27 protein-coding genes and 4 pseudogenes are annotated in these 25816 nt (G+C 68.7%); 22 read left to right on the forward strand and 9 right to left on the reverse strand.

Annotated elements, in window-relative coordinates; genetic code table 11:
- Nucleotides 1-35: 35 nt before the first annotated feature.
- On the reverse strand, nucleotides 36-539 hold the full coding sequence (locus E3Z34_RS08225) for an Lsr2 dimerization domain-containing protein (RefSeq protein WP_134773216.1): 504 nt from the start codon (nucleotides 537-539) through the stop codon (nucleotides 36-38).
- Nucleotides 540-606: 67 nt separating this feature from the next.
- On the opposite strand from E3Z34_RS08225, the gene E3Z34_RS08230 reads away from it, so the two are divergent.
- The 5 genes from E3Z34_RS08230 (at nucleotide 607) to E3Z34_RS08250 (ending at nucleotide 5068) form a co-directional block, all read left to right on the forward strand.
- Entirely contained in the window at nucleotides 607-840 is a 234-nt protein-coding gene (locus E3Z34_RS08230) for a helix-turn-helix transcriptional regulator (protein WP_134773217.1), read from the forward strand.
- A gap of 401 nt (nucleotides 841-1241) precedes the next feature.
- Nucleotides 1242-1514 (forward strand): helix-turn-helix domain-containing protein, encoded by a 273-nt coding sequence (locus E3Z34_RS08235; protein ID WP_238695211.1) that lies wholly within the window; start codon nucleotides 1242-1244, stop codon nucleotides 1512-1514.
- 17 nt (nucleotides 1515-1531) lie between these two features.
- The gene (locus tag E3Z34_RS08240; RefSeq protein ID WP_134773219.1) at nucleotides 1532-2458 is read left to right on the forward strand and encodes an integrase core domain-containing protein; all 927 of its coding nucleotides are present in this window, start codon (nucleotides 1532-1534) and stop codon (nucleotides 2456-2458) included.
- Between the two features lie 802 nt (nucleotides 2459-3260).
- Entirely contained in the window at nucleotides 3261-3602 is a 342-nt protein-coding gene (locus E3Z34_RS08245; protein WP_134773220.1) for a hypothetical protein, read from the forward strand.
- Nucleotides 3599-5068 (forward strand): hypothetical protein, encoded by a 1470-nt coding sequence (locus tag E3Z34_RS08250; protein ID WP_134773221.1) that lies wholly within the window; start codon nucleotides 3599-3601, stop codon nucleotides 5066-5068. Before E3Z34_RS08245 ends, E3Z34_RS08250 begins: the two co-directional genes overlap by 4 nt.
- A gap of 314 nt (nucleotides 5069-5382) precedes the next feature.
- Here E3Z34_RS08250 and E3Z34_RS08255 read toward each other — a convergent pair whose 3' ends face one another.
- The 4 genes from E3Z34_RS08255 to E3Z34_RS08270 all read right to left on the reverse strand — a co-directional run bounded on the left by E3Z34_RS08255 (nucleotide 5383) and on the right by E3Z34_RS08270 (nucleotide 8106).
- Complete coding sequence (locus E3Z34_RS08255; protein ID WP_134773222.1) at nucleotides 5383-5721, reverse strand: histone-like nucleoid-structuring protein Lsr2; 339 nt, start codon at nucleotides 5719-5721, stop codon at nucleotides 5383-5385.
- Between the two features lie 80 nt (nucleotides 5722-5801).
- Entirely contained in the window at nucleotides 5802-6620 is an 819-nt protein-coding gene (locus E3Z34_RS08260; protein WP_134773223.1) for an amino acid ABC transporter ATP-binding protein, read from the reverse strand.
- On the reverse strand, nucleotides 6607-7272 hold the full coding sequence (locus tag E3Z34_RS08265) for an amino acid ABC transporter permease (protein ID WP_058890333.1): 666 nt from the start codon (nucleotides 7270-7272) through the stop codon (nucleotides 6607-6609). The genes E3Z34_RS08260 and E3Z34_RS08265 overlap by 14 nt, the downstream gene beginning before the upstream one ends.
- A gap of 6 nt (nucleotides 7273-7278) precedes the next feature.
- Nucleotides 7279-8106 (reverse strand): amino acid ABC transporter substrate-binding protein, encoded by an 828-nt coding sequence (locus E3Z34_RS08270; protein WP_058890334.1) that lies wholly within the window; start codon nucleotides 8104-8106, stop codon nucleotides 7279-7281.
- A gap of 484 nt (nucleotides 8107-8590) precedes the next feature.
- On the opposite strand from E3Z34_RS08270, the gene E3Z34_RS08275 reads away from it, so the two are divergent.
- The gene (locus E3Z34_RS08275; protein WP_058890335.1) at nucleotides 8591-8953 is read left to right on the forward strand and encodes a hypothetical protein; all 363 of its coding nucleotides are present in this window, start codon (nucleotides 8591-8593) and stop codon (nucleotides 8951-8953) included.
- Nucleotides 8954-9314: 361 nt separating this feature from the next.
- Here E3Z34_RS08275 and E3Z34_RS08280 read toward each other — a convergent pair whose 3' ends face one another.
- Both E3Z34_RS08280 and E3Z34_RS08285 read right to left on the reverse strand, forming a co-directional pair.
- Nucleotides 9315-9662 carry a heavy-metal-associated domain-containing protein gene (locus E3Z34_RS08280; protein WP_134773224.1) on the reverse strand — a complete coding sequence of 116 codons (348 nt, stop codon included), beginning with the start codon at nucleotides 9660-9662 and terminating at the stop codon, nucleotides 9315-9317.
- A 132-nt stretch (nucleotides 9663-9794) separates the two neighbouring features.
- Nucleotides 9795-10568: a GntR family transcriptional regulator gene (locus E3Z34_RS08285; protein WP_134773225.1), complete on the reverse strand. Its 774-nt coding sequence runs from the start codon at nucleotides 10566-10568 to the stop codon at nucleotides 9795-9797.
- Nucleotides 10569-10779: 211 nt separating this feature from the next.
- Here E3Z34_RS08285 and E3Z34_RS18805 point away from each other — a divergent pair, with 211 nt between their 5' ends.
- The 12 genes and pseudogenes from E3Z34_RS18805 (at nucleotide 10780) to E3Z34_RS08330 (ending at nucleotide 22269) form a co-directional block, all read left to right on the forward strand.
- On the forward strand, nucleotides 10780-12009 hold the full coding sequence (locus E3Z34_RS18805) for an ABC transporter ATP-binding protein (protein WP_238695470.1): 1230 nt from the start codon (nucleotides 10780-10782) through the stop codon (nucleotides 12007-12009).
- Nucleotides 11895-12179: pseudogene (locus E3Z34_RS18810) on the forward strand (ATP-binding cassette domain-containing protein); the annotation flags it as partial. The gene E3Z34_RS18805 and the pseudogene E3Z34_RS18810, both read left to right, overlap by 115 nt.
- A 195-nt stretch (nucleotides 12180-12374) precedes the next feature.
- Nucleotides 12375-12752: an oligopeptide/dipeptide ABC transporter ATP-binding protein gene (locus tag E3Z34_RS18815; RefSeq protein ID WP_238695471.1), complete on the forward strand. Its 378-nt coding sequence runs from the start codon at nucleotides 12375-12377 to the stop codon at nucleotides 12750-12752.
- Between the two features lie 22 nt (nucleotides 12753-12774).
- Entirely contained in the window at nucleotides 12775-14421 is a 1647-nt protein-coding gene (locus E3Z34_RS08295; RefSeq protein WP_158288647.1) for an ABC transporter substrate-binding protein, read from the forward strand.
- 147 nt (nucleotides 14422-14568) lie between these two features.
- A pseudogene (locus E3Z34_RS20230) lies at nucleotides 14569-15249 on the forward strand (ABC transporter permease); the annotation flags it as partial.
- A gap of 101 nt (nucleotides 15250-15350) precedes the next feature.
- Nucleotides 15351-15452 (forward strand): hypothetical protein, encoded by a 102-nt coding sequence (locus E3Z34_RS20235; RefSeq protein ID WP_420818995.1) that lies wholly within the window; start codon nucleotides 15351-15353, stop codon nucleotides 15450-15452.
- A 130-nt stretch (nucleotides 15453-15582) separates the two neighbouring features.
- Nucleotides 15583-16344, forward strand: a pseudogene (locus E3Z34_RS20240) (ABC transporter permease); the annotation flags it as partial.
- A 40-nt stretch (nucleotides 16345-16384) separates the two neighbouring features.
- Nucleotides 16385-17122: a PIG-L deacetylase family protein gene (locus tag E3Z34_RS08310; protein ID WP_134773228.1), complete on the forward strand. Its 738-nt coding sequence runs from the start codon at nucleotides 16385-16387 to the stop codon at nucleotides 17120-17122.
- 242 nt (nucleotides 17123-17364) lie between these two features.
- On the forward strand, nucleotides 17365-18309 hold the full coding sequence (locus tag E3Z34_RS08315) for a cation diffusion facilitator family transporter (RefSeq protein WP_238695417.1): 945 nt from the start codon (nucleotides 17365-17367) through the stop codon (nucleotides 18307-18309).
- Between the two features lie 445 nt (nucleotides 18310-18754).
- Nucleotides 18755-19597 (forward strand): hypothetical protein, encoded by an 843-nt coding sequence (locus E3Z34_RS08320; RefSeq protein ID WP_238695418.1) that lies wholly within the window; start codon nucleotides 18755-18757, stop codon nucleotides 19595-19597.
- Nucleotides 19581-21874, forward strand: a pseudogene (locus tag E3Z34_RS08325) (heavy metal translocating P-type ATPase). Before E3Z34_RS08320 ends, E3Z34_RS08325 begins: the two are co-directional and overlap by 17 nt.
- A gap of 80 nt (nucleotides 21875-21954) precedes the next feature.
- On the forward strand, nucleotides 21955-22269 hold the full coding sequence (locus E3Z34_RS08330; RefSeq protein WP_134774819.1) for a metal-sensitive transcriptional regulator: 315 nt from the start codon (nucleotides 21955-21957) through the stop codon (nucleotides 22267-22269).
- Nucleotides 22270-22493: 224 nt separating this feature from the next.
- Here the strand turns inward: E3Z34_RS08330 and E3Z34_RS08335 are convergent, their stop codons facing one another.
- Nucleotides 22494-22751, reverse strand: a complete 258-nt coding sequence (locus E3Z34_RS08335) for a hypothetical protein (protein ID WP_134773231.1) — start codon at nucleotides 22749-22751, stop codon at nucleotides 22494-22496.
- Between the two features lie 67 nt (nucleotides 22752-22818).
- Nucleotides 22819-23367: a cation efflux transmembrane domain-containing protein gene (locus tag E3Z34_RS08340; protein ID WP_202977092.1), complete on the reverse strand. Its 549-nt coding sequence runs from the start codon at nucleotides 23365-23367 to the stop codon at nucleotides 22819-22821.
- Between the two features lie 259 nt (nucleotides 23368-23626).
- On the opposite strand from E3Z34_RS08340, the gene E3Z34_RS08345 reads away from it, so the two are divergent.
- Genes E3Z34_RS08345 through E3Z34_RS08360 form a run of 4 tightly spaced genes read left to right on the forward strand, consistent with a single transcriptional unit; the run spans nucleotide 23627 to nucleotide 25729 of the window.
- Nucleotides 23627-23842 carry a hypothetical protein gene (locus tag E3Z34_RS08345; RefSeq protein ID WP_134773232.1) on the forward strand — a complete coding sequence of 72 codons (216 nt, stop codon included), beginning with the start codon at nucleotides 23627-23629 and terminating at the stop codon, nucleotides 23840-23842.
- Complete coding sequence (locus E3Z34_RS08350; RefSeq protein WP_202977059.1) at nucleotides 23839-24153, forward strand: thioredoxin domain-containing protein; 315 nt, start codon at nucleotides 23839-23841, stop codon at nucleotides 24151-24153. The genes E3Z34_RS08345 and E3Z34_RS08350 overlap by 4 nt, the downstream gene beginning before the upstream one ends.
- Nucleotides 24153-25115 (forward strand): cytochrome c biogenesis CcdA family protein, encoded by a 963-nt coding sequence (locus E3Z34_RS08355; RefSeq protein WP_134773233.1) that lies wholly within the window; start codon nucleotides 24153-24155, stop codon nucleotides 25113-25115. Before E3Z34_RS08350 ends, E3Z34_RS08355 begins: the two co-directional genes overlap by 1 nt.
- Nucleotides 25112-25729 (forward strand): peroxiredoxin family protein, encoded by a 618-nt coding sequence (locus E3Z34_RS08360; RefSeq protein WP_134773234.1) that lies wholly within the window; start codon nucleotides 25112-25114, stop codon nucleotides 25727-25729. Before E3Z34_RS08355 ends, E3Z34_RS08360 begins: the two co-directional genes overlap by 4 nt.
- Nucleotides 25730-25816 lie beyond the last annotated feature (87 nt).

The raw sequence follows: 25816 nt of genomic DNA on the forward strand, positions 1-25816 counted from the left end.
ATCGCCTTTCGAGGAATATACGAGGAACAACGGCGTCAAAACCTGTCCAGATCCGTCCATATGTGTCCGGCGCTGATATGCCCTCTGACATGCGACTTTATCAGCAAAGTGGACGACTCGAAGGGGTCTGTGGTAGCCCCCGTTCTCAAAAGTTCAAACCCAGTATCGCCCACCAGTACGACAAGGCCCCTGACCTGCGGATTAAGGTCGGGGGCCTTGTCGCTTCTCACTCGTCGTGTCGTCCCCGTGTCGTTCGTGGCGTGGTGCGGCGCCCGGTTGTGGATACGGCCCCGGCTCGACACTGGCCGAATAGCCGTTTCCCTCGCCCAATCACGCATCTTGCGAAGCTGCTCACGGCCGGTCGAGACGCCGCCATGGGCGCCCGGAGTGGCGACGCCCGACACGGCGAGCGGCGTCTGGTACTTCTGCATCGTGTTGGCGAACTCCTCCGCCTCCTGCTGCGAGAGGTCGATCTCATAGTCAGGACGAAAACCAAACTTGACGGCATGCCGGTCCTCGCCCAGCTCCTGACCCTCCATGTCGTGACGTCACCTGTGAGGTCGGCGGGCCGTGAGACCATGGCGCGTCACGACCGCTTTCGGGTGCATGAGCAAGGTACATCCCACGGACACGACACCGGCCGGCCGGCGTCAGTTTGAGTCTCTCGCCCAGGCTTCACGACGCACTGGTCTGAGTACTCGGACGCTGCGTCGGCGTATCGCGGAAGGGCAACTGCCGGCCTATCGCAGCGGTCCCCGCATTCTCCGGGTCGACCCTGAGGACGTCGATCAGTTGATGATTCGCGTTCCGACAGCAGGAGCGAGCCGCGTTTCCGTGTGACCCACTCGTGAGGGGCTGAACTGGGCGCCCCTCCGCCAGCTGGCACGCGCTCCAAGCATCCACATCTCCACGCGCAACGTCCGTTCTTTCGGCACGTGGGCTCACTGACAGGCCCCATGCTGCATCGCGCTGCTGGAAGGCGGCCTTGAGCGGAACGGCGTGGTTTCAGAGCCGTTCCGGCAGGTCGTGGAGATGGATCGAGATCACGGGTCACAGCTTCAAACCCGTAGCCATAGGGCGCAGCCGGCGCACACCATCTTCGTCTCAGATCACACGAGTCCTGATTGTCCCGTTCCAGACTTCTTGGCAGACCGGTTATGAGGGCATGATCGGCGTGACCATGAAGGAGATGAGCCGTGGGACGACCACCTGTGATCCCGGCGGAGCAGAAGACTCGTATCGTGCTCAGCGTTCTGGCTGGCGAGGTCTCGATCGCCGAGGCGGCGCGCAAGGAGAAGGTGTCCGAGCAGTCGATCGGCCGTTGGAAGGCTGACTTCCTCGAAGCGGGACGGACCGCGCTGGCCTCGGGCCGGACCGGGCCCTCGACCCGGGAGGAGCAGCTGGAGGCGGAGGTCACCGAGCTGACCACCGCGCTGGGAGAGGCGCACCTGCAGGCGCGGGTGTGGAAGAAGAGCGCGGAGGGCCGGCTGGGCCCTTCGAGGACCTCGAGGTAATCCGCACCGAGGCGGGGATGCCGACCACGAGGTTCTGCAAGCTGATCGGCGTCCCCGAGCGGACCTACCGCCGCTGGCAGGCGCACGCCCGTGCCGGGCGCCCGCGAGGGGCCCTGGCCCGGCCGGCGCGCCAGGCGTCCTGGGAGGTGGTGACCGGACTGGCGGCCAAGCACGCCGCGTGGGGCCACCGCAAGGTCTGGGCGATGGCTCGTCACTCGGGCCACCGGGTGTCGATGTCGACCACGGCGCGGATCCTCGACGACGCCGGGCTGCTGCTCAAGGCCGACTACCAGCGGGAACGACGCCAGCTCGCCCAGCAGCGCAAGGCCGCGTTCGCCAGGTCCCCGACCGGACCGAACATGGTGTGGCAGTTCGACTTCTCGCCAGTACGAGACCGCCGCTGGCGGGACCTGGCGGTGGCCGGGATCGCGGACTACTGGTCCAAGTACGAGTTCGGGTGGCACTGGTCGCCGACTGCGAACCAGCACGACGCAATCGCCGCGGTGCAGCTGGCCCTGGCCGAGGCCGAGTCGATGCTGCCTGCGGGGTTGGACCTGCTGGAGTACCTCGCCGACCCCGACACCGGTGAGGTCGTGCCCATCACCCTGGTCACCGACAACGGGGGACCGTTCCGCTCGGCACGGTTCGCTGCCTTCATCGAGGCCACCCCGCAGCTGGACCACGTGCGGACCCGGGTGCGCACCCCGGGTCAGAACGGGGTCCGCGAACGAGCGTTCCAGTCGCTGAAGTACGAGCGGCTCTACCGCGAGCAGATCGACGACATGCACGACCTTGTCGCTCACGGTGAGGACTTCCGCGTCGAGTTCAACGCCGTCCGCCCGCACGAGGCCCTGTCCTGGAACCGGCCGCGCGAGGTGCACCTGCGCCTGTCCGACCCCGGAACACCCAACTTTCCCGAGCCGGAAAACCTGCCAAGAACTTGACACGGGACACAGACCTTCCAAGGGGCGAGCAGGACCATCATGGCCAGGTCGTGACGGGTCAGCTTGGAGCGCATCACCCCGACCTCGTGCGTGATGACCGCCGCCGCTTGCTCCGGTCCCGGTTGCCCTGACCAGACCGCTTCGATCAAGCCTCTGCTCGCTACGACGGTGCGCCGGCCGAGCGCTGTGACGCCCACCTGCCGGCCAGGACCGACCAGCAGCTCCAGCCACTGCGGGGGGACGCCGTGTCGCAGCAGGACTTCCGCCACCGGCGCCAACGCGTGCCGCTGATGGAGCCGGGGCGCGCGGGCCTTCAGGAACACACGGGCCAGCCACCTCTCCATGGGCCCGGTGTCCGCGGCCGCGGCCAGCACGGCCACGACCACCAACGTCAAGGCCGCCGGCCCGTAGCGCCCCAGCTGACGGACAGGGTCGCACCAGCCCAGCACCAGCTCCCCGGCCACCAGCCACATCGGGGCACTCATGACGACCGGCACGACCAGCGCGCGCGCCCGTGCCCGCCGCGCCCTGCCCAGTGTCATCCCGCCACCTCCCACATGGCCCACCACCGCGTTGTCGACAGCCGCTTTCGGATCGGTGAGTCCCAGGCGTTCCGTCTCCCGCTTTAAGGGTCATGAACAGCGTGCACGCCGGCACCGACACGGCGCAGGGCTTGTCCACAGGCCGACCCATCCAGGCACTCCTCCCCAGGCGAAGCAGCACCAGGCCCCGCCCCCTCCCGGACCACGTAGCCATGAACCGGATGCCGTCACGAGCGGGACAACACAAGGAGATCGACCACATGAGCGACACGACACCCGAAGCCGCCCGGGTCCTGGTGCACATGCACCAGCTGCTGTGGCAGGCGGGCACCGAGGCCGACCGGCGGGCTCACCAGAGCCGCGACCTGGAAGCGGTGGCACTGGCGAACAACCTGACGTACGCCCGCGACTTGGTGTTCCACCTGGTTCCGGAGTGTTGTCGAGATGCGCTCCTGGACCTGCCGGTTGCGGACGGAGCCGATCCCGTCGAACTGGCCCGTCGGGCGGAGGAGCTGAGCCGGTCGACGCCGGTCCACCGCTATCCCCCCGGCGTCGTGTCGGTCGTCGACCTCCTCATCGAGACGGTGGGGGAGTTCTCATGAGCCGGCGACGCCAGCCCACGATCTACCCGCCCAGCGCCGGAGAGTTGATGGACCGGGCCAACGTCCGGGCCCGCGACCTGCTGTACGAGGCGCCCCATCGGGACGGTCGGGCGATGCTCCGGGCGTGGGGTGAGGTCGTCGAAGGAGCCAGCGAGCTGTGGCACCAGCTTCCGCAACGCTCGGACCTGCCGGGTAGCGGCAGGCAGGTCATCGATCAGCTCGAGCGATCGGCCAGGACGCTTCACCGCTCGGCCGGTGGGGCGATCGATGTTGACCCCACCGTGCGGGAGATCGGCCAGTTGTTCACCGAGGCTGCCGTACTGATCAACCGCAGCGGCGTCTCCGACCGGCGCGGGCCGAACCGGTGGACCGACGCCCAACTGCGCGACTCCTTCGCCGCGCGCGTCAACATCATGCACACCCTCTACGTCGCTTCCCACGCCGTCTCCGTGGGCCTTGCCAAGACCGCATCGGAGGAGCAGGGCGACCCCCGTGTGCGGGTCCACCGGGTCACCGCAGAGGAACTGCGCCACCAGGTCCTCGGCATCGAACAGATCACGCACTCCTACATCGACGGCCATTACCCGCAGGCGCTTGTGGGCAGGCATCGCGAGCCGACGGACGACACCAGGATTCCCGGCGCCATCGCGAGCTGGGACATCCACGCGCAACGGGCACTGACTCGCGAACCTACGACCCATGCGATGACCCGGGTGGCCGGAGCAGCGTTCAGCGCATCCGTGCACGTGCACGCGCTGTGGCGGGCCGCCGTCCAGACTGGACACGTGCACCCTCGAACTCTCGACAACGAGATCAGTCCCGCGCTGGAGACCATGATCGAGAAGTGGGGCGAGGCGCACACCTACTTCCAGCAGCTCACCACCCCCCACGACTCCAGCCCTCTCGCGTTGAGCAAGGCAGGGTGGGAACTGGTGGACTCCATGCGAGAGGTCACCGCGACCAGGCGCATGCCCGCCTCTGTCCAGGACATGAGTGATCGTGTCAACGGGGAGTCTCTGGTGAAGTCGCTCCACCGGTTCCACGCCACGATGAGCGGAGTGGCGGGGGTCTTTCACGAGGCCGCCCGAAACGCCCCGCTCCTGGTCGACGCCAGGGCAGCCAACGACATCGTGCGGGCCGCGCCCGAGGACAATGGTCCGGGCACTCCACCCGTCCAGGACGCCACAGTCGCCCCGCGTGACGTGCTCCACAGACGAGCCATCCCGCTGCCAAGAGCGATCCGGGGTCACGCGGAGGAGGTCGGTCGCCAAGCGGCCGTCGCGTCGCGCGCGGCCCTGCGTTCCACCCTGGCGGCGAGCGACGGCGTACGTGATGCCAAGGTCCTGCCGGTCGGCCGGTCCCGTCCCGAGAAGTCGATCCCCAGGCTGGCCGCTGCTCGGACGAGGGAGCAACAGGGCGCGACACCGAGATCCATGAACGTGGCACCTCTTTACCAGTCCCGGTGAAGACACGGGTCGTGTTGTTGTGGCTGTTCGGAGCTGTCCCTCGAGACGTGTCGGCGGCAAGACGGCTGTCGACGACGGCCTCGCGGTCAAGCCCTGCGATTGCACAGCAGCCGTGCACTGTTGGCGGCTCATCATCAAAGCCCGTCATCGCACGGATGTGAACTGTCACCCAGCTGACACGCGCTGTCCCGTGAAGCCTCCGGCCCAGGTCACGCACGCGCGAAAGAGATTCCCGTCATCTACGTCCTAGAGGCATCGGAAAACTGTGCGACCCCGATAGGACTGGGCTACCGGCGGTCGTCGTGCAGGCGATCTCAGTTGGCAGCGTGGTAGGCGTCCTGAACGTCTTGGGGGATGCGGCCCCGGCTTGACACGTTGTAGCCGTTCTTGCTCGCCCACTCGCGCATCTTGCGAAGTTGCTCACGGTCGGTCGGGGCGGTGGCACGGCCGCTCCCCGGCCGGCGTCGGCCACCGACACGGCGGGCGGCGTCGGTGTACTTCTGGAGGGCGTTGGCAAACTCGTCCGCCTCCTGCTGCGAGAGGTCAATCTCATACTCCGCGCCGAGGAAGCCGAACTTCACGGTGTGGCCTTCCTCGCCCAGCTCCTCGCCGCTCAGATCGGAGACAAGGATGGTCTGCACCTTCTGCGCCACTGTGGCTCCTACTGGCAGTGTGGAAATGAAGCTTGATCATATGCCTCACGGCGATGCTGGCGATGCTGTCGCTGAGTGAGTCACTGCGAAGGCGGTTCGTGCAGGGGGTTGAGGATGCGGTCGAGGAAGCGTCGGGTGCGTTCGTGCTGTGGTCGGGTGAACATCTGCTCGGGGGTTGCCCGTTCGACGATGACTCCCTGGTCCATGAAGAGCACTTCGTCGGCGGCGGCCCGGGCGAAGCTGACCTCATGGGTGACGACGACCATCGTCCACCCCTCGTCGGCGAGCTCCTTGATCACGGCCAGCACTTCCCCGACGAGCTCTGGGTCGAGGGCGGAGGTGGGTTCGTCGAAGAGGAGCAGGCTGGGGCGCAGCGCCAGGGCGCGGACGATGCCGACGCGCTGCTGCTGTCCGCCGGAGAGCTGGAAGGGGTAGACGTCACGCTTGTCCCGTAGCCCGACACGGTCGAGGAGCTGCTCGGCCGCGGCGACGGCCTCGTCCCTGCGCACTCCCTGGACGTGGACCGGTCCCTCGATGACGTTCTCCAGCACGGTGCGGTGGGGGAAGAGGTTGTGCTGCTGGAAGACCATGGCGGAACGGTCGCGCAGGGCCATCCGGTCCCTCTTCGGCAGCGGCCGGGAGAAGTCGAGGTCCGGGCCGCCGGCGAAGGTCAAGGTGCCACCGTCGGGCGTCTCCAGCCCGTTCAGGGACCGCAGCACCGTGGTCTTGCCCGAGCCGCTGGGGCCGATGAGGACCACGACCTCCCCCTTGGTCACGGTGAGGTCGACGGAGCGCAGCACGGACAGCTCACCGAAGCTCTTGCTCAGGCCATGCGCGCGCAGCAACACCTCCTCGCCGCTGGTCGCGGGGCCGCGGGTAGTGGGGTCAGTGGGCGACATAGCGGTCCAACCTCTTCTCCAGTGCGTTCTGCCCGGTGGACAGAGCGAGGCAGAAGACCCAGTAGACCAGGGCGGCCTGCATGTAGAGCAGCATGAACTCCTGGCTGAAGGCGGCGATCTTCTGAGCCTCGCGGAACAGCTCGGTCACCAGGATCAAGGAGGCCAGCGACGTGTCCTTCACCAGGGAGATGAACGTGTTGGACAGCGGGGGCACGGACACCCTGGCCGCCTGCGGCAGGATGACCCGGCGCAGGGTGAGCCGGTGTGACATGCCGGCCATGTACGCCGCCTCCCACTGCCCGCGGGGGACGGACAGGATGGCGGCTCTGATCACCTCGGCGGCATACCCGCCCACGTTCAGGGAGAAGGCGATGACCGCGCTGGGCCAGGGGTCGATGAGCAGACCGAGGGACGGCAGACCGTAGAAGATGACGAACAGCTGCACGAGCAAAGGGGTGCCACGGATCACCGAGATGTAGGCCCGCGCCAGCCCGGAGAGCACCCGGCTGCGGGACATCCGCATCAACGCCACGGCCAGCGCCAGCGCCAGGCCGACGATGAAGGACACGACGGCCAGCGGGATCGTCCCCAGCAGACCGCCGCGCACGATGGGCCACAGCGAGTCGACGAAGAGCGTCCACTCCTGGGTCATGGCCCCTCAGCCCGAGACGTCTTGCCCGAAGTACTTCTCACCCAGCTCGGCGAGGGTGCCGTCGGCCTGCAGCTCGGCCAGCGCCTCGTCGACCGCGGAGACCAACTCCGCTTTGTCCTTGGTGAAGGCGAACGCGTTCACGGAGGCGTCCTCGGTCTCCACAGCAATCTTGATCGGGCTGTCCGGCCGCTCGTTCGTGTAGTCGAGGAAGGTGAGCTTGTCGTTGACCGTGGCGTCCACCCGGCCCTGCTCCAGGAGCGCCACGGCCTGGGCCCAGCCCTCCACGGCCTCGACCTGGGCGCCGTTGCTCTCGGCGACCTCGTACCAGTTGCTGGTCAGCGACTGCGCCGAGGTCTTGCCCTCCAGGTCCTCCAGGCTGGTGATGTCATCGGTGTCCTCGCTGACCACCACCACGCCGGGGGAGACGGTGTAGGGCTCGCTGAACAGGTAGGCCTCTTCCCGCTCGGGGTTGATCGAGACCTGGTTCGCGATCACGTCGAAGCGACCGGCCTCCAGCCCGGCGAAGATCGCGTCCCACTGCGTCTCCTGGAACTGGACCTCTAGGTCGAGACGCTCCGCGACGGCCTCGATCACCTCGACGTCGTAACCGACGAGTTCACCGCTGCCGTCCTCGTGGTACGTGAACGGCCGGTACGTGCCTTCGGTGCCCACGACCAGCACACCCTCCTGCGCCAGGCCCAGCCCGGAACCGTCCCCGGTCTCGGCGGTGCCGCCGCCGCCACTGGTCTGACCTTCGCCGTTTCCTCCCTGCCCGCAGGCGGTAAGGGTCAGCGAAGCGGCAGCGGCGAGGGCGATCAATGTCTTGGTGCTCAAGATGAGGTCCTTCGTAGGAGATCGGGAAGAGGGATCGTGCTGGACGGCACGGGTCACACCTGACCTGAAACCATAGTCATTGCCTTGTTATTGCCACATAGAGCGTTATGTGAAGGAAGTCACGATGCGCCGAAGATCATCAGGAAGGTCAGCGAGATGCCAAGCAAGTTCTCACCCGGGTGCCCGCAGACCACTCCGTAGGACTCCACTCGAGTGATCTGCTCCCCCAGGCAGTAGGCCCGCATCTACCCGAGGAGGGCAGACGCCACGTGGCGCCGGTTCCGGCCCGACCGTGGTGCGCGACAGCGGCGCCGGGGAGGGAGGAAGCGCCGCTACCTCCGTGCCGGTGCCCAGGCTGCCTCTGGCGGTGCGCCCGGTACGGGCTCTATCGTGAGTAGGCTGGGCGCCCGCTCGGCATTCCCAGGGATCTCGGGGCCCGCACACGCCGGGGCAGACAGTCGGATCTGGCCCGCAAGGAGCCACCATGAAGAACCCTTACACCAAGGCTGCCGGCATCGCCGCTGCGGTCACGCTCACGGTCGCGGCCGCGGCACCGTCGGCCATGGCGGACGGTCACACCGCCCCCATCCCGCCGCACGGGCACATCCTCGTCCTCGGGGCGGAGGTGGGCTTCACCGAGGAGGGTCCCGTGCTGCTGGACTACCGCAAGTGCGTGGACGTCGCAGCCAACCAGGCTCTGCCGCTGAACTCCCACCACGAGCACGTGCACTTCGGCCAGGCCGGGATCGCGCTGACCGAGGCAGGGCACGCCTTCGTCCCGGTCGCGCCGGCCTTCGACCTGCCCTGGACCGACTGCGCCTCCTTCCTGGCGATCATGGGCCACTGACGGCCAGGGGGCGGCTCCCCACCGGCCGCAGCGCAGCGGATGGGGAGCCGTCGGCGAGCCCACGGGCGCCCGGATGCTATGGGTCGCACACGTTAGGTGGCCGTCCGGTCCGTCTCGCGAGTGAACGGGTCAGCCCACAGCTTCCCTTGGCGCGTCAAAGAACCCACCTCGACCTAGCGCTCTGATGTCTTGTGACCGGAAGGGGGCACCTTGGTGGTGATTTGCCCAAGGAGTCCAGTGGCGCAGCCCCCTCTCTCCGAGTCATCGGCGAGGGAGGGCCTGCGTCTGGAGGTGTCGTCAAGAGCTGCGAGCTCTGGACGGGGCTGTCAGCGAGTGGTGAAAAGCGGCCGGAAGGTTCGGGTCAGCGCGTCCCGCTGAGGGCGTAGTTGCCGGCCTCGGCCAGAGCCGCGCGGATCTGCTCGGCGCTGAGCTCCTTGGCGCTCGCGACGTGAACCGAGGACTCGCCTCCGGAGATGACGTCGACCTGGACCGAGCTGACGTCCTGGAGGGCCTCGAGCTCGTTGGTCACGGCGGTGGCGCAGTGGCCGCAGGTCATGCCGGTGACGAGATAGGTGGTCTGGACCGGGGAAGTGTCCGCCTCAGAGGTCGCGGCGCCGTTCTCAGTCTGGGTGGAGCAGCACGCGCAGGAGGGCTTCTCCTCGGCGCTGGTCTGCTCAGCGGTCTGGGTGGTGGTGTCGGTTCCGCACATGGTGTCGTCCTTTGCTGGTCGATACGGCTCTCGATCCCGGTTCGGTCCGAGCCGCGGGGATCTTGCTAATGCACCATACCCGAGCCCGGTATGGGTAAGAAGGGTGAACTCAGGCGACGTGCACGCTTCAGCTCACCAGTGCCCGGAGGTGGTGTGCGGCCGGCGCAGATGAGGGGTCAGCTGGGTGTGGAGGACGGCGTGGGCCTGGCGCAGGGCGGGCCCGGTGAGGTCGTTCAGGAGGGTTTCGATGACCCGCTCGTGACTCGCCTGGATCTGCTCGACACAGATCGAGCGGGCGGTGGGGACGTCCCGCCCGATGACGGCGTCGTACAGCTCGTGATGCTCGTGCATCTGCTCGCCGGCGGTGTCCTGGAAGCTCAGGCTTCGGAAGTACAGCCGTTGCAGGTCCTCCATCAGCCGCTCCAGGACCGAGGCCAGTCGTCGGTTGCCGTAGGCGGCCAGGCGTACATGGAACTGCCTGTTCTCCAGGACGAAGCGCTCGTAGGTCTCGCGGTCGCCGTGGTCGTAGGAAGCGTGCGCCAGGTCGTGCAGCGCCTCGAGCTCGGCATCGGTTGCTCGTTCGATGGCCAGCTCGACGGCCGCGGGTTCGAGCAACAGGCGCAGCTCGTGCGCCTCCCGGACGCCGACGGCGGTGATCTCCTGGACCCGGTATCCCTGCCGAGGCCGCACCTCGACCAGCCCTTCGTGGACCAGGCGGGTCAGCGCCTCGCGGATGGGTGTCCGACCGAAACCTGTGTCGGCGGCGAGCTCACCTGCGCGCAGCTCGGTCGAGGGTTCCAGCTCGCAGGTCAGGATCTGCCGCTTGAGCTGCTGGTAGGCGATCTCTCCGGCCGTACCGGCCTTTCCGTGCCATGCTCCGGGCCGACTGTCTCCGTTTCCCATCATTTTCCTCCACGCCCTTGACCGCCCCGCTGAAGCAACCTATTGTCCTGCTGCAACCGGCTGACATACTACTTGATATATCAGAGGAGCGCTTGTGCGCGAGCCGCTGTTGCAACTCTCCGATCTCCGCGTGACGTTCGTGTCCCGAGGCTCGGAGGTCCATGCCGTCCGCGGGGTCGACCTGCGCGTTCACCCCGAAGAGACAGTCGCCGTCGTGGGGGAGTCCGGGTCGGGCAAGAGTGTGACCGTGATGGCGGCCCTGGGCCTGCTGCCGGAAAACGCCGTGGTGGAGGGTCGCGTCACTTTTGCGGGACGTGACCTGGGCAGCGTCCCTGACGTCGACCTGCGCAGGATCCGCGGACGTGAGTGCGGTGTGGTGTTCCAGGACCCGATGTCCTCGCTCAACCCGGTTCAGCGCATCCGCGACCAGATCGCCGAGTCGCTCATCGTGCACATGAAGCAGACACGCAAGCAGGCTTACCTGCGAGCGGTCGACCTTCTGGAGGAAGTCGGTATACCGGACCCGGCGCGTCGGGCGGCCGCCTATCCGCATCAGTTCTCCGGAGGGATGCGCCAGCGCGTCATGATCGCGATGGCGCTGGCGTGTCGGCCGCGGCTCCTGATCGCCGACGAGCCGACGACGGCCCTGGACGTCACGGTCCAGGCGCAGATCACCGACCTGGTGCAGCGGCTGCAGCGCGAGCACGGGATGGCGGTCGTGTGGATCACCCACGATCTGGGTGTGGTCGCGCAGATGGCCGACCAGGTGAGTGTCATGTACGCCGGGCGCATCGTCGAGAGCGGTCCCTGCGCAGAGCTGTACTCAGCTCCTAACCACCCGTACACGGTGGGTCTGTTGACTGCCGTGCCACGGCTGGATGCCGCTCTGGGCAGGGACCTGGTGGAGATCCCCGGTACGCCGCCCGACCCCAAGCACGTCCCGAGCGGATGCTCCTTTGCCCCACGGTGCTTCATGGCGCACGAGGACTGCGTGACCGAGCGGCCTCCGTTGACCACGCGGGCAGGCAGGGCAGCCGCTTGCTGGTACGTCGAGGAGGTGCCGGCCCCCGTGGAACAGGCCGCTGTCGGAGCGCAGGTGGCTCTCGGTACCGGCTCCCACCCCTCGACGACCGCCTCAGAACTGTTGCGGGTCGATGGCCTGAAGGTGCACTTCGGGACCCACGGGAGATGGTTGGGCAAGAGTGCCCCCACCCGAGCGGTCGACGGGGTCGACCTGACGTTGGCCGCGGGCGAGACGCTGGGCCTGGTGGGGAGAGCGGGTCGGGCAAGTCGACGCTGGGCCGGACGGTGGTCGGCATTGAGCGGCCTACCGAGGGCTCGGTCTGCATCGACGGTGTGGACTGCTCGGATGCCTCCGGGGCCGACCTGCGCCGTCTGCGTCGCACGGCTCAGATGGTCTTCCAGGACCCCTCCAGCTCGATGAATCCCGCACTGTCGGTGGCGGAGATCATCCAGGAGCCGTTACGCATCAACGGGATCGGCACCCGCAAGGAGCGCCTGGAACGAAGCCGTGAGCTGCTGCAGCTGGTGGAGCTGCCCGAGAACGCCCTCGTGCGGTACCCGCACGAGTTCAGCGGCGGGCAGCGACAGCGGATCGCCATCGCCCGTGCCCTGGCGCTTGACCCGTCCCTGGTGGTGTGCGACGAGGCGGTGTCTGCGCTCGACGTCTCGGTCCAGGCGCAGATCATCAACCTGTTCGGCAAGCTCAAGCGGGAACTGGATCTCTCGCTGCTGTTCATCGCCCACGACCTGGCGGTGGTCCGGCACATTGCTGACCGCGTGGCGGTGATGTACGCGGGGAGGATCGTGGAGACGGGCACTCGGGCCGACATCTACGACAACCCCCAGCACCCCTACACCCGTGCCCTGCTGGCCGCGGTCCCCGTGGTCGACCCTGCCAGGCGCTCGACCCAGAGCTTCGCGCTCTCCGGCGACCTGCCCAATCCCGCGTCTCCCCCCGCAGGGTGCCGCTTCAGTACCAGATGCCCCTTTGCCGTGCCTGGCCTGTGCGACGTCAAGGAACCACCCCTCGCGTCCTGGGCACCCACCCATGCCGTCGCCTGCCACCTGGCAGGGGACCTCCCGGAAGACACGGGCCTCCCGCGCTCCTCCGACCCGTCCCTAGAGAGAGGAACCACCGATGAGACTGTGTCACTCCCGCGGTAGGGCCACCGTCGTTCTTGCCGCGGTGTCCCTGCTGACGCTCAGCGCGTGCGCCGGCGGCGATGCCGCGTCGTCCGACAACGGTGCGGCTACCGGGTCAGGCACCGCCGCCGACCCAGGTCAGGACGCTGCCGCCAGCGCCGAGCGTCTGCGCGTTGGCATCCTGAGCGAGGAAGGCAACCTGACCCCGTTCACCTACGAGACCGGCACGCCGGGTCTGAACCTGACCATGCTCAGCTACGACTCCCTCATGCAGATCGACACCGAGGGTGCCCCCCAGCCCTGGCTGGCCTCCAGCGTCGAGGCTGACGAAGAGGGCACCACCTACACCGTCCAGCTGGTCGACTCCGCGACCTGGCACGACGGGGAGGCCGTGGACGCCGAGGATGTCGCCTTCTCCATCGACTACTACCAGAACGGGCCGCCCGGTCGGTTCCAGACCGCGCTTCGTCTGGTCGAGTCGGTCCAGGTCGAGGACGAGCACACGCTCACCCTGACCCTGTCGGAGATCAGCCCGTCCTTCGAGCTGCGGACGCTGGCCGACGTGCCGATCCTGCCCCAGCACATCTGGGAGGGCATCGAGGACCCGGACACCGCGCCGTTCGACGAGGAGACGAACGTCGGCAGCGGCCCCTACCGCCTGGTCGACTCCAAGCCCGGCACCAGCTACACCTTCGAGGCGAACCCAGACTACTTCCGCGGTGAGCCGAAGGTGCAGGAGCTCGTCGTTATCAGGTTCGCCGACGACGCCGGCGCCATCGCCGCGCTGCGCTCCGGCGAGGTCGACACCCTCATGCGCACCATCTCCCCGGAGCAGATCAGTTCCCTGGAGGGCAGAGGAGGCCTGGAGGTGCTGCAGGCACCGGAGTACGCGACCACGCTGCTGGCCTACGACACCCAGCGCGCACCCTTCGACGACGTCGAGTTCCGGCGCGCTATCGCCCAGGCGGTCGACGTGGAGCTGCTGGTCAGCGACGTGTACCTCGGGGCTGCGGTTCCGGGCAACCCGGGGTGGGTCCACCCCGACTCCCCGTACTACAACTCCGAGGTCAGCCTCGCCCACGACCCGGAGGCAGCCCAGGCTGCCCTGGAGTCGGCGGGCTACACCGATGGCGACGGTGACGGTGTCCGCGAGGCGGACGGTGCGAACCTCGACCTGGAGCTGCTGGTCCACGGCAACAACGCCTTGCGCCTGCGGGTGGCCGAGCTGCTGTCTACCCAGCTGGAGGCGGTTGGGATCGGCGTCACGGTGTCCGCGGTCGAGGACCAGACCATCATCGACTCGGTGTGGCCCGACTACGACGTCAACCAGGGCCGCGACTACGACATGGCCATCTTCGGCTGGTCGGCCCCGACCCAGGCGGACATCGGGCAGATGGCGGCGCTGGTCTCCAGCGACACCACCGTGGGGAACCTCAACATCACCGGCTTCTCCGACCCGCAGAGCGACGACCTCGCCGAGCAGCTGCTCACGACGGCAGACGAGGACCAGCGGACCGAGGTCGCCCACCAGCTGCAGGCCCGTTTCGCCGAGACCCTGCCGCTTGTGCCGCTGCTCTACGCCAACGGCGCCTACGCCTACCAGTCGGAGGTCTTCGGCGACTGGGTCACCATCACCGGCCAGGGCCCGATGACCAAGCTGTCCTTCATCCCGAGCGACGGCCAGCCGTAACCGGCAGATGACCTCGTCCCGACCCTCGCCCGCCAGCACCCAAGGAGCACAGCCATGAGGGGCAAGAGCAGCACCGCGTCCCGTGCCGGCCAGTACGTCCTGGTCCTCATCGTCGCGGTCTCACTCAACTTCATGCTGCCGCGGATCATGCCCGGCAGTCCCCTGGCATTGCTGGCGGGCGAGGAAGTCGGGCGACTATCGCCCGAGGAACGCGCGCAGGTGATCGCCGATGCAGGCCTTGATCAACCGGTATGGATGCAGTACCTGACGTACTGGAAGAACATCTTCACGCTCGACTTCGGCTACTCCTTCCGCCTTGGCCAGCCCATCAACGAGCTGATCCTGGACCGTCTCCCGTGGACCCTGCTCGTCACGCTGATCGCCCTCGCGGTAGGCGCGGTCATCGGCACCGTGCTCGGCGCGTTCTCCGCGTGGCGGCACGGCCGACCCAGCGACGTAGGACTCCTGAGCGTCATGATCGCCCTGGAGTCCACCCCCTCGTTCTGGCTCGGGATGCTGCTCATCGCATTCTTCGCGGTCCAGCTGGGGTGGCTCCCGTCCTTCGGGGCGGAAACGCCCGCCGCGGGCCTGGACGGACTGGCCCGCCTGGCCGACATCGGCGAGCACGCGATCCTGCCAGTCCTGACCCTGTCCGTGCTGGCCGTGCCCAGCGTCTACCTCACGATGCGGTACTCCATGCTCTCCGTCATGGGGGAGGACTTCATCCGCACGGCCAACGCCAAAGGACTGTCCAGCCGACGCATCCTGTTCCGTCACGTGGCCCGCAACGCCATCATCCCGGTGGTCACCGTGCTCGCGCTGCGCGCCGGCTTCGCCTTCGGGGGCACGGTGATCGTGGAGACCGTCTTCTCCTACCCGGCCTTGGCCGCCTCGTCTTCGACGCGGTGTCCGGGCGCGACTACCCCGTCATGCAGGCCACCTTCCTGGTCTTCACCCTGGCCGTCCTGGCAGCCAACCTCATCGCCGACCTCATCTACCCGCAACTGGACCCGAGGGCCCGCCATGCCTGATGCGAACCTGACCAAGCGCGTCGCTGACCCGCAGCTCTTCGGAGCCCAACCACGCAGCCGCCGCGTGCCCCGCCGCGACTGGTCGCACCTCATCGGCCTCTTCGGCGTGACCATCGTGTCGGTCCTGACCTTCACGGCCCTGTTCGCCCCCTGGCTCGCGCCCTACGACCCGAGCCTGCGGGTCGCTACCCCGTTCAGCCCACCGTCCTCGGCCCACCTGCTCGGCACCAACGACGTCGGACAGGACCTGTTCAGCGAGCTCATCTACGGCACCCGGGTCTCCCTGCTCGTCGGCGTGGTCGCCGCCGGCGCGGCGCTGGTCATCGGCACCACCGCGGGTCTGCTGGGCGGGTTCTTCCCCCGCTTCGGCTCGGTCGTCATGCGCGGCGTTGACGTCGTCCTCATCCTGCCGTTCCTGCCTTTGCTCATCGTGCTGGCGGCCTACCTCGGCCGAAGCCTGACGACGACCATCGCGGTCATCGCTGCCCTGAGCTGGGCACCGACAGCCCGCGTCATCCACGGCCAGGTGATGACCCTGCGGCAGCGCGAGTACGTCTCTGCCGCCCGCGCCATGGGTGCCCGCAGCGGCTACCTGATCTGGCGGCACGTGCTGCCCAAGACCATGCTCCTGGCCATCGGCCAGTTCGTCGCGTCCGTCAGCGGCGCGATCCTCATGGAGTCCTCGCTCAGCTTCCTCGGGCTGGGTGACCCGCTGCAGAAGAGCTGGGGCTCGATCCTGTACTGGGCCCAGGTCCGCGGCGCCTTCCTGACCGAGGCCTGGAAGTGGTGGGTCCTCCCACCCGGGCTGCTCATCATGCTCGCCGCGCTCGGCTTCGCCCTTCTCGGCTTCGCCCTCGAGCACCGCATCAACCCCCGGCTGCGGCGCGGCTGAGCCCCCCAGAACCCCTCACAAATCACAGAGAGAAGGAAAAGTGCGAGTCCTCATGCTGGCCAGCTTCGGCCTGGAGATCGCGGAGTGCGGCGGCGCCCTGGCGCGCGCCCTGAAGAACGGCGACGAGGTCCATGCGGCCGTCCTCATGTGCCGGGAGGAGAGCCAGCCCCAGGTCAGCCAGGCGGCTGCGATCCTCGGGATCAAGGACGTCGAGTACCTGAACATCAGCTCCGGCGACGTGGAGCTGCACGGGGAGGCAAAAACCAAGGTGGTCGGCCTGATCCGCCGTACACGACCCGACATCATCATCATGCAGGACCCCCAGCACGCCCAGCACGACCTGGACCCCGACCGCCGCGTCATCGCCATCCTCTACGCCGAGGCCATGGCCGTGGCCTCCCGGGACTGGCGCATCCAGGAGTGCGGTGGCTATCCGCCGCACCCGGTCCCCACCATCTACTACATGACACCGGAGAACCCCAACTGCGTGGTCGAGATCAGCGACGTCCTGGACCTCAAGCTGCAGGCCGTGGACGTCCTGAGCTCTCAGAACACGTTCAGCGCAGCCCACTGGCGGGCCAGCGCCGCCGACGAGGTGCTCCAGGGGATCGTGCCGGCCTGGAACGGCCAGGACGACGAGAGCCTCGGTAAGGAAGGACAGCGGGTGATCTTCACCGCGCTGGCCCTCTCCCACGGGCTCGCCTCACACTCCGGCGCCACGCTGGGCGAGGCCTACCGCCGGGAGGGCACGTTCGTCATGGACCGGCTGACCGTCTGATGAGCACCCACCCCACCCGAAGCCACAACCACGGGCCGAGAGAGCCCCACGAGCCTGGCCACTCCCACGACCACAGCGGCCACGACCACCCCCACGAGAGCGAACACAGACACGGTTCAGGCCTGCGGGCCCGCATCGCCCACGCTCTGACCCCTCACTCCCACGATCACACCGAGGCGATCCAGACGGCGGAGGAGTCCAGCCGTGACGGGATCCGGGCTGCGTGGATCGGCCTGGCCGGCATGGGCGCGACCGCGCTCATGCAGATCGTCATCGTCGCGATCAGCGGGTCGATCGCGCTGCTGGCCGACACCCTGCACAACGTGGGTCACCTGGCCACCACCATCCCTCTCATCATCGCGTTCAAGCTCGGGCAGCGTCCGGCCACCCGCCGGTACAGCTTCGGGTACCGCAGGGCCGAGGACCTCGTGGGGCTGCTCATCGCCATGGTCATCGCCCTGTCGGCGGCGCTGATCATCTGGGAGTCGGTCCGGGCGCTGACCAACCCTCGCCCGCTGACGAACCTCGGATGGGTCTTCGCTGCCGGCCTGGTCGGGGCCGCCGGCAACGAGCTCGTCGCCTGGTACCGCATCCGGGCCGGGCGCCGCATCGGTTCTGCCGCGCTCATCGCCGAGGGGCAGCACGCCCGCACCGACGGTCTGACCTCCTTGGCGGTCGTCGTCGGCGTCGTCGGGGTCTGGCTCGGGTTTCCCCAGGCGGACGCCATCATCGGTCTGCTCATCGCCGCGGTCATCCTGTGGATCCTCATCAACTCCACCCGGGTGGTGGTGCGCCGCCTCATGGACGGCGTCGACGACGGGACCATCGAAAGCATCGAGACGGTGGTCGTGAGCGTGCCCGGCGTGGAGGCCGTCGACCGGGTGCGCGCACGCTGGAGCGGTCACCGCATGGAGGCCGACGTCAACGTCGCCGTGGACCCGGCCTTAACAGTCGAGGCGGGACACCGTATCGCCCAAGAGGTCCACCACACGCTGCTGCACCAGGTCCCGCACATGGACCACGCCTCGGTCCATCTGAACCCGGCCCGCACTGAGGGCGCGCACGAGCTCACCGATCATCACGTCAGCGCCGAGGCCCGTCGCGCCTACCGTGTCTCGACCCTGGCCGCCGCCGGCCCGCGCGTACCCGGCTCTGGCGACGACACGGACCACATGGCACACCACTGACAGAGCCAGGGCGGGGCGGCATCGGGTGTGTGCCCCAGACCCCGCCCACACTCTATTGGCATCATACCCCCTGGGGGTATAGGGTGGGGCGAACCCGAGAGGACAGACCTATGAGCACCGGTGGTACGAACGAAGAACGAGGCAGGCGCGATGCCTGCCCCGGCGGGGGCCGTCACCAGGCGTGCGAGGCCACGCCAGCCGTGGCTCCTCAGCTCGAGATGGGCAGCTGATGCGGGCGTCCGGCCGGCTTGCGGTCTACGCTGCCACTCTTGCCGGGGTTTTCGCTGTCGCGTTCGCGACCGCCGGTGCGGTCGTCCCGCCGGAGACGGTGAGCTCTTGGTCTTCTGGAACGGGGGACCACGCAGATGACCACGGGCCGCCGCAGCAGCAGGAGGGCCACCCCTCGAGCGCAGACGCAGACGGCCACGGCGAGCAGCGCGCCGCGATGCCGGCCGGGCTCTCCTTGCAGGCAGACGGTTACCGGCTCGCGGCGGTGGACGCGCCCACCACGCCGGGGACTTCGGGGGACCTCACCCTGACCGTGCTCGGTCCGGACGGTGAGCCGGCGACCGACTTCGAGGTCTCGCACGAGCAGGAGCTGCACCTGATCGTGGTGCGCACGGACGGCGGCGAGTTCCGCCACGTGCACCCCGAGGTCGACCCGCGGGGCCGGTGGTCGATCCCCTGGCAGTGGCAGAGCTCCGGCACGTACCGGGTGTACGCCGACTTCGTGCCGCATGAGGCCGAGGCCAGCACGACGCTGAGCGCCCTGGTCCACGTCGCTGGTGACTTCGAGCCTGTGCCCGTCGAGAAGACCTCACGCTCCACCGAGGCCGGCGGCTACCTCGTCACGATCACAGGTGACCTGGCGGCCGGCCGGGCATCGACCCTGACCGTCTCCGTGACACGGGGTGGGCAACCCGTCACCACCCTTGAGCCCTATCTCGGGGCTTACGGCCACCTCGTCGCCCTGCGCGCCGGTGACCTGGCCTACCTGCACGTCCACCCCCACGGACAGGGGCCCGAAGCTGGTGAGACCGCCGGGCCAGAGGTCGTCTTCGAGGCCACGGCGCCCACTGCCGGTCAGTACCTGCTCTACCTGGACTTCAAGGTCGACGGGCAGGTCCACACAGCCGCCTTCGTGCTGGACGCCGACGGTGTGTACCCACCCCCGTCCGCCGAACCCGGACCGGTCGAACCTGTGACTGAGGACGGCCCCGAGAGGACCACTGACGACGCCCACGGCAACGAGCACGACGAGGGAGCCGGACATGACCACGACCAGTGAGCCCATCCAGTCGGGGGTGAGCGTCGAGCTCAAGATCGGCGGCATGACGTGCGCCTCCTGCGCCAACCGCATCGAGAGGAAGCTCAACAAGCTCGACGGTGTCAGTGCCAGCGTCAACTACGCCACGGAGAAGGCGTCGGTCACTGGCCCCGAGGGTCTGGACGTGGCTGACCTCATCGCCGAGGTCGAGAAGACGGGGTACACCGCGACCCTTCCTGCACCGCCCCGGGCGGAGGTGGCGGGCGGGAACGCTGGGGACGCCCCCGACGACCGTGAGCTGCGCAGTCTGCGCCAGCGGGTGATCGGCTCGGCGGTCCTGGCGACCCCGGTCGTCGCGATGGCCATGGTCCCCGCGCTCCAGTTCGACTACTGGGGTTTTGCCTCCCTGGTGCTGGCCGCCCCCGTCGTGGTCTGGCCGGCTGGCCCTTCCACCGGGCGGCCCTGATGAACCTGCGCCATGGCGCGGCGACGATGGACACCCTCATCTCGGTGGGAACGACCGCTGCACTGCTGTGGTCGGTCGTGGCACTCTTCTTCGGCACCGCCGGCCAGCCCGGCGTGGTGCACCCCTTCGAGCTGACGATCTCGCGCTCGGACGGGATGAGCCACATCTACCTCGAGGTCGCCGCCGGAGTCATCACCTTCGTCCTGCTGGGCCGGTACTTCGAGAAGCGCTCCAAGCGCACCGCCGGCGCCGCACTGCGCGCCCTGCTCGAGCTGGGCGCCAAGGACGTGGCCGTGCTGGTCGACGGGCGCGAGCAACGCGTCCCGATCGAGGAGCTGTCCGTGGGCGACGAGTTCGTCGTCCGTCCCGGTGAGAAGATCGCCACCGACGGGGTGGTCACTGCAGGCACCAGCGCCGTCGACGCCTCCATGCTCACCGGGGAGTCGGTGCCGGTGGAGGTCGCCGAGGGCGACCCGGTGACCGGAGCCACCGTGAACGCCGGCGGCCGGCTCGTCGTCCGCGCCACACGGGTCGGCGCGGACACGCAGCTTGCGCAGATGGCCACCCTCGTCGAAGAGGCGCAGTCCGGGAAGGCCGAGATCCAGCGGCTGGCCGACCGCGTCTCCGGAGTGTTCGTCCCGATCGCCATCGCGATCGCCGTGGCCACCCTCGGGGCCTGGATCGGGGCCGGCTTCCCGCTCGCCGCCGGGTTCACCGCAGCTGTTGCCGTGCTCATCATCGCCTGCCCCTGTGCGCTCGGGCTGGCCACACCCACGGCGCTGCTGGTCGGCACCGGCCGCGGCGCCCAGATGGGGGTGCTGATCAAGGGACCGGAGGTGCTCGAGTCGACCAAACGGGTCGACACGATCGTCCTGGACAAGACCGGCACCGTCACCACCGGCAAGATGACGCTGATCGAAGCGCACGCCGAGCAGGGCGTGGACCGCAGCGAGCTGCTCCGCATCGCCGGATCGGTCGAGGACGCCTCCGAGCACCCCATCGCCCAGGCGATCGCCCGCGAGGCCACCGCGGAGGTGGGCGACCTGCCGGTACCCACCTCCTTCGAGAACATCCCGGGGCGCGGCGTCCGTGGCGTCGTCGACGGGCACACCGTGCTGGTCGGGCGGCAGTCGCTGCTCGAGGAAGACGGCCTGCACCTGAGCGCAGACCTGCAGGCGGCAAAGACGAAGGCCGAAACTCAGGGCAGCACAGTCGTCGTGGTCGGCTGGGACGACGCGGCACGAGGCATCCTCATCGTGGCCGACGAGGTCAAACCCACCAGCGCCCAGGCCATCACCCAGTTCCGTCAGCTCGGACTGGAGCCCGTGCTGCTGACCGGTGACAACGCTGCCGTCGCCCGGCAGGTCGCGGCCGAGGTCGGCATCGAGCACGTGATCGCCGAGGTGCTCCCGGCCGACAAGGTCGAGGTCGTTGCTCGGCTGCAGAGCGAGGGCAAGACCGTGGCGATGGTGGGAGACGGCGTCAACGACGCCCCCGCCCTCGCCCAGGCGCACCTGGGCCTGGCGATGGGCACGGGCACCGACGCCGCCATCGAGGCCGCGGACATCACTCTGGTCCGAGGCGACCTGCGCGCGGCCGCCGACGCGATCCGGCTGTCCCGTCGAACGTTGCGCACGATCAAGACCAACCTGTTCTGGGCCTTCGCCTACAACAGCGCCGCGATACCCCTCGCAGCACTCGGGCTGCTCAATCCCATGCTGGCAGGAGCCGCCATGGCCTTCTCCAGCGTCTTCGTCGTCAGCAACAGCCTGCGCCTGCGCAACTTCACCTCTCACGTCGATGAACCAACCGGTCACGGAGCCGCGCGGTAACGTTCGTGGATTACCGAGGATCTGATCGGCCGGCCGCGTACAACGAGCGGACACTCACCCCTGCAGGAGCACAAGCGATCATGCCGACAGAAGCAACTCCAGCCGGTACCGCGGCGCACGGATACATCTCCGACAAGGAGCGATACCTTGCCCGCCTCAGGCGGATCGAGGGCCAGGCACGAGGGCTCCACCGCATGGTCGACGAGGACGCGTACTGCATCGACATCCTGACCCAGGTCAGCGCGCTCACCGCCGCCCTGGAGAACGTCGCCCTCGGCCTGCTGGAGGACCACCTCAAGCACTGTGTCGTGCACGCCGCCAGGACAGGCGGCCCAGAGGCTGAACAGAAGATCGACGAGGCCTCCCGCGCGATCGCGAGACTTGTCAGGTCCTGAAGCCCTATGGGCCGAGTGCTCCGGTCGACGCAGGTCAGGGTCCACCGTCGCGGAGCGTCGTAAGCCACGGCTCGGAACTTGTCAGTACGGCACTCGACCGGAGAGCGCCGATCAGCGGCGCGTAGCTGCCCATGGCGGTGCGGGGAACCCACTCGAGCTCGCGGACGGTGATCGCCAGACAGGAGACCCACGGCCGTCGAGCACGCGGCGCAGCTGCGACGTCCTCAGGGGGATGCCGTGGCCAAGTCCCACCACCCAACACCGGACCGGCCGGTGGTCCCGCCGGTGGCCGCCGCGCAGTGGTGGCCGCGGTACAGCTCGCCGGGGCGCATTCCGGTAAGGAACCCGCGAGTCTCGGGCAGGTGCACGTCTGGGTTGGTCACGATGTCGTCGAAGCGCTCCACCAGCATCGCGTTCGTGAGCACGGGCAGGTCGCAGAGGGGCCCCTCGTCGAGGCCGTGGTGGAACTGCTGGTAGAACATCGAGGTAAACGTCTGGTACGGCCGCATCGGCTGACCCCGGACGCTCCTCAGCCCTCCGACCGCGGGCTCATGGCGATGTCGGTGTGTCGGCGGAGCCATGCTCGTACAGGCACTCCTGCTCGACCTGCAGGATTGAGAAGTCCCGTCGAGGGCCGGTGAACTGGTGTGTGGCGCCTCCTGCTGCACCCGGGCTGTGTCCGCAGCCTCGGTCACCCCGCAGGTGCGCGGAGAAGACCGTCCGCCCGGACGTCGGGCTCCGGGCCTGCCCGTGGTGCAGGTCCTCCACGCCGTTGGTGTCGCTCAGCGCCGTGAGGGCTGCTTCAGATCGAACCCTTCGGTCACGACTCCACCGGACAGCGACCGACAGCAGCACCGAGGTCGGCAGTTCGACCGGCTCGAAGAGCCGCACGGCACCCATCCACAGCAGGTAGCCGGCCATGAGGACCAGGAAGAGCCCGTTGAACAGCGCGCCGAGGATCTCCCCCCGGCTCCACCTGTACGTCTCCCTGGCCGTGGCCGGCCGCTGACTGAGCCGCTGCCCGGCCAGGGCGATGCGCGCACCCCGCCGACGGCGGAGAAGGTGTGGAACGCCGCGGAGATCACCGGATGACCACAGCTCTCCGGTCCTCCTCGGCTTCGGTGTGGGCGCCGTGCGACATCGTCATGAGGGTGACCTCCCTGCATCGGCGTCTCACGCACCGGGTGGACGACCGACCTTGACCAAAACTTCATCATCCGCCTGCTGAAACCGCAACCCGTGCGCAGGAGCCTGGCAGGACCACCACGAGTCGAGGAGCCCGGAAATGACCCAGTTCCCTCATGGTCCCGCGAATGGACCGCGCGACAGCGTCAGCGGCGTCCCGCCGCTGCCGACCGTGACGACACCTCACCACGAGCACCCTGCCCAGGCTCCGCACGGGCACGGCGGGCACGGGTGGGCGATGTGGCTGATGTGCGTGCCCATGCTGCTGATCGTGGGCCTGCTGATCCTCAGCGGCTCAGCAGGGTTCGGTGCCACCGTCTACGCCCTGGCCTGCCTGGGCATGATGGCCGCGATGATGCTGTTCATGCAGCACGGCACCCGCCGATGAACCGCGTCACCGGCGCGCGGGCCACCACCGGGCGGTCCAGGGACCCCGAGCCCGTGCCGCGAGCCACCCTGCTCACCACCACGGCGTGCCACCTGTGCGAGGACGCTCACCGGGAGCTGCGCCGTCGCGCAGAGCGCGGTGAGCTGTTCCTGGAGGTGGTGTCCATGGAGTCGGACGAGGGGCGCGGGCTGGTCGCCACCCACCGACCAGCCATGTTCCCGCTGGTGCTCCTCGACGGCCGCCCGCTGGGTCATGGCCGCCTCTCCAGGCGCCGGCTGGACGCGGCGCTGCGGTTGGGCGAGGTGCGCTGATGGGCACCGAGCTGCTGGCCACGGGCAGCATCCTGGCGGCCTTCTTCGCCGGCGCCGTCGCGCTCTTCGCCCCGTGCTGCATCGTCTTCCTCGCCCCGGCCTACCTCGCCGCGGCGGTGAAGAACAACAGGTGGCGCCTCCTCCCGCTCACCTTCGTGTTCGCCGCCGGGCTCGCCCTCGTCCTGGTGCCCATCACCCTGGGTGTCAGCCTGGTCGCCGGCGCGATCGCGCAGTACCACGTGCAGCTGTACTGGGCCGGCGGGCTGCTGATGATCGCGCTCGGTCTGCTGGCGCTGTCCGGGCGCATGTGGTCGATGCCCTCGGTGCTGCGCGCCCCGGACACCGCCCGGGGGGACTCGGCCACCTTCTTCAGCCTGGGAGTCTTCTCCGGGATCGCCTCCAGCTGCTGCGCCCCGGTCCTGGCCGGCGTGATGACCCTCTCGGCACTCTCCGGCAGCGCCGCCGGCGGCGCGCTGCTCGGTATGGCGTACGTCTTCGGCATGGTGATCCCGCTCTTCGTCATGGCCCTGGTCTGGGACGCAGCCGGGCTGGGGGAGCGCCGCTGGGGCAGGGCGAAGGCCCTGCGGTGGAGGGTCGCAGGGCGGACCCTGCACACCAACACCGTGAACGTGGCCGTCGCACTGGCCTTCGTCGCCATGGGGATCGCCGTGATCTCCCTCGCGGGATCGACCACCATGACCGGCGACGCCACCTGGTTCCAGCGCGTCGCCAGCGACGGGGTCACGCGCACCGCCGAGCAGGTCCTCGGCTGGCTCGCGCCCGTGCCCGAACCCCTGCTCGGTCTGGGGCTGCTCGCCCTCGCCGCGTCGTTCGTCTGGTTCACGCTGCGCGACCGGACACGCAGGACGACCGCGGCCGCCGACGGAACCGCCGACGATGCACCCACGCACCCGTGCCACGAGCACACGAACGCACCAAAGCAAGGAGCGGAGCAACCATGACCACCAAGCAGCAGCAGGCGCGCCGCCAGGCGCACGTCGCCCAGATCCGACTGGAGCAGCGGCGCCAGACGCACACCCAGCAGCGCCGACGGCTCGTGGGACTGGCCGGGCTGCTCGTCCTCGTCACCTTGGTCATCTTCGGCCTGTGGCAGGCGCGGCCCACCACCAACGAGGGCGGCGGCGGCGCAGCGCCGGACTTCACGCTGCCGAGCACGACCGGGCAGACCGTGTCCCTGTCCGACCACCGGGGCCGTCCGGTGATCCTCTACTTCAACGAGGGCGCCGGGTGCGGGTCGTGCACCCAGCAGATGGCCGAGATCGAGAAGAACCCTGGCTTCGCCGACGCCGGCATCGTCGTCCTGCCGATCGTGATGAACACCGCGGCCCAGATCCAGGCCGACCTGGACACGTTCGGCGTGAGCACCCCGTACCTGCTCGACGACGGGACCGTGTCCCAGGCCTACGGCACGCTCGGCAAAGGCATGCACGCCGGGCTCCCCGGACACGGGTTCGTCCTCGTCGACGCGGACGGCGTGCAACGCTGGCAGGGCGACTACCCCTCGATGTGGCTCGACCCCGACGATCTGCTGCGCGATGCCACCTCGCGTCTGTGAGCGCCCGGCGCGCGTGTGACGAAGGTCCTACGTCGGTTCGATGAAGGTTTCCTGAAGGACCCTGTCCTGGCTGGAACGACGCTGCGT

Origin of the sequence: Ornithinimicrobium flavum (genome assembly GCF_004526345.1) — a bacterium.
Lineage (GTDB): Bacteria > Actinomycetota > Actinomycetes > Actinomycetales > Dermatophilaceae > Ornithinicoccus > Ornithinicoccus flavus.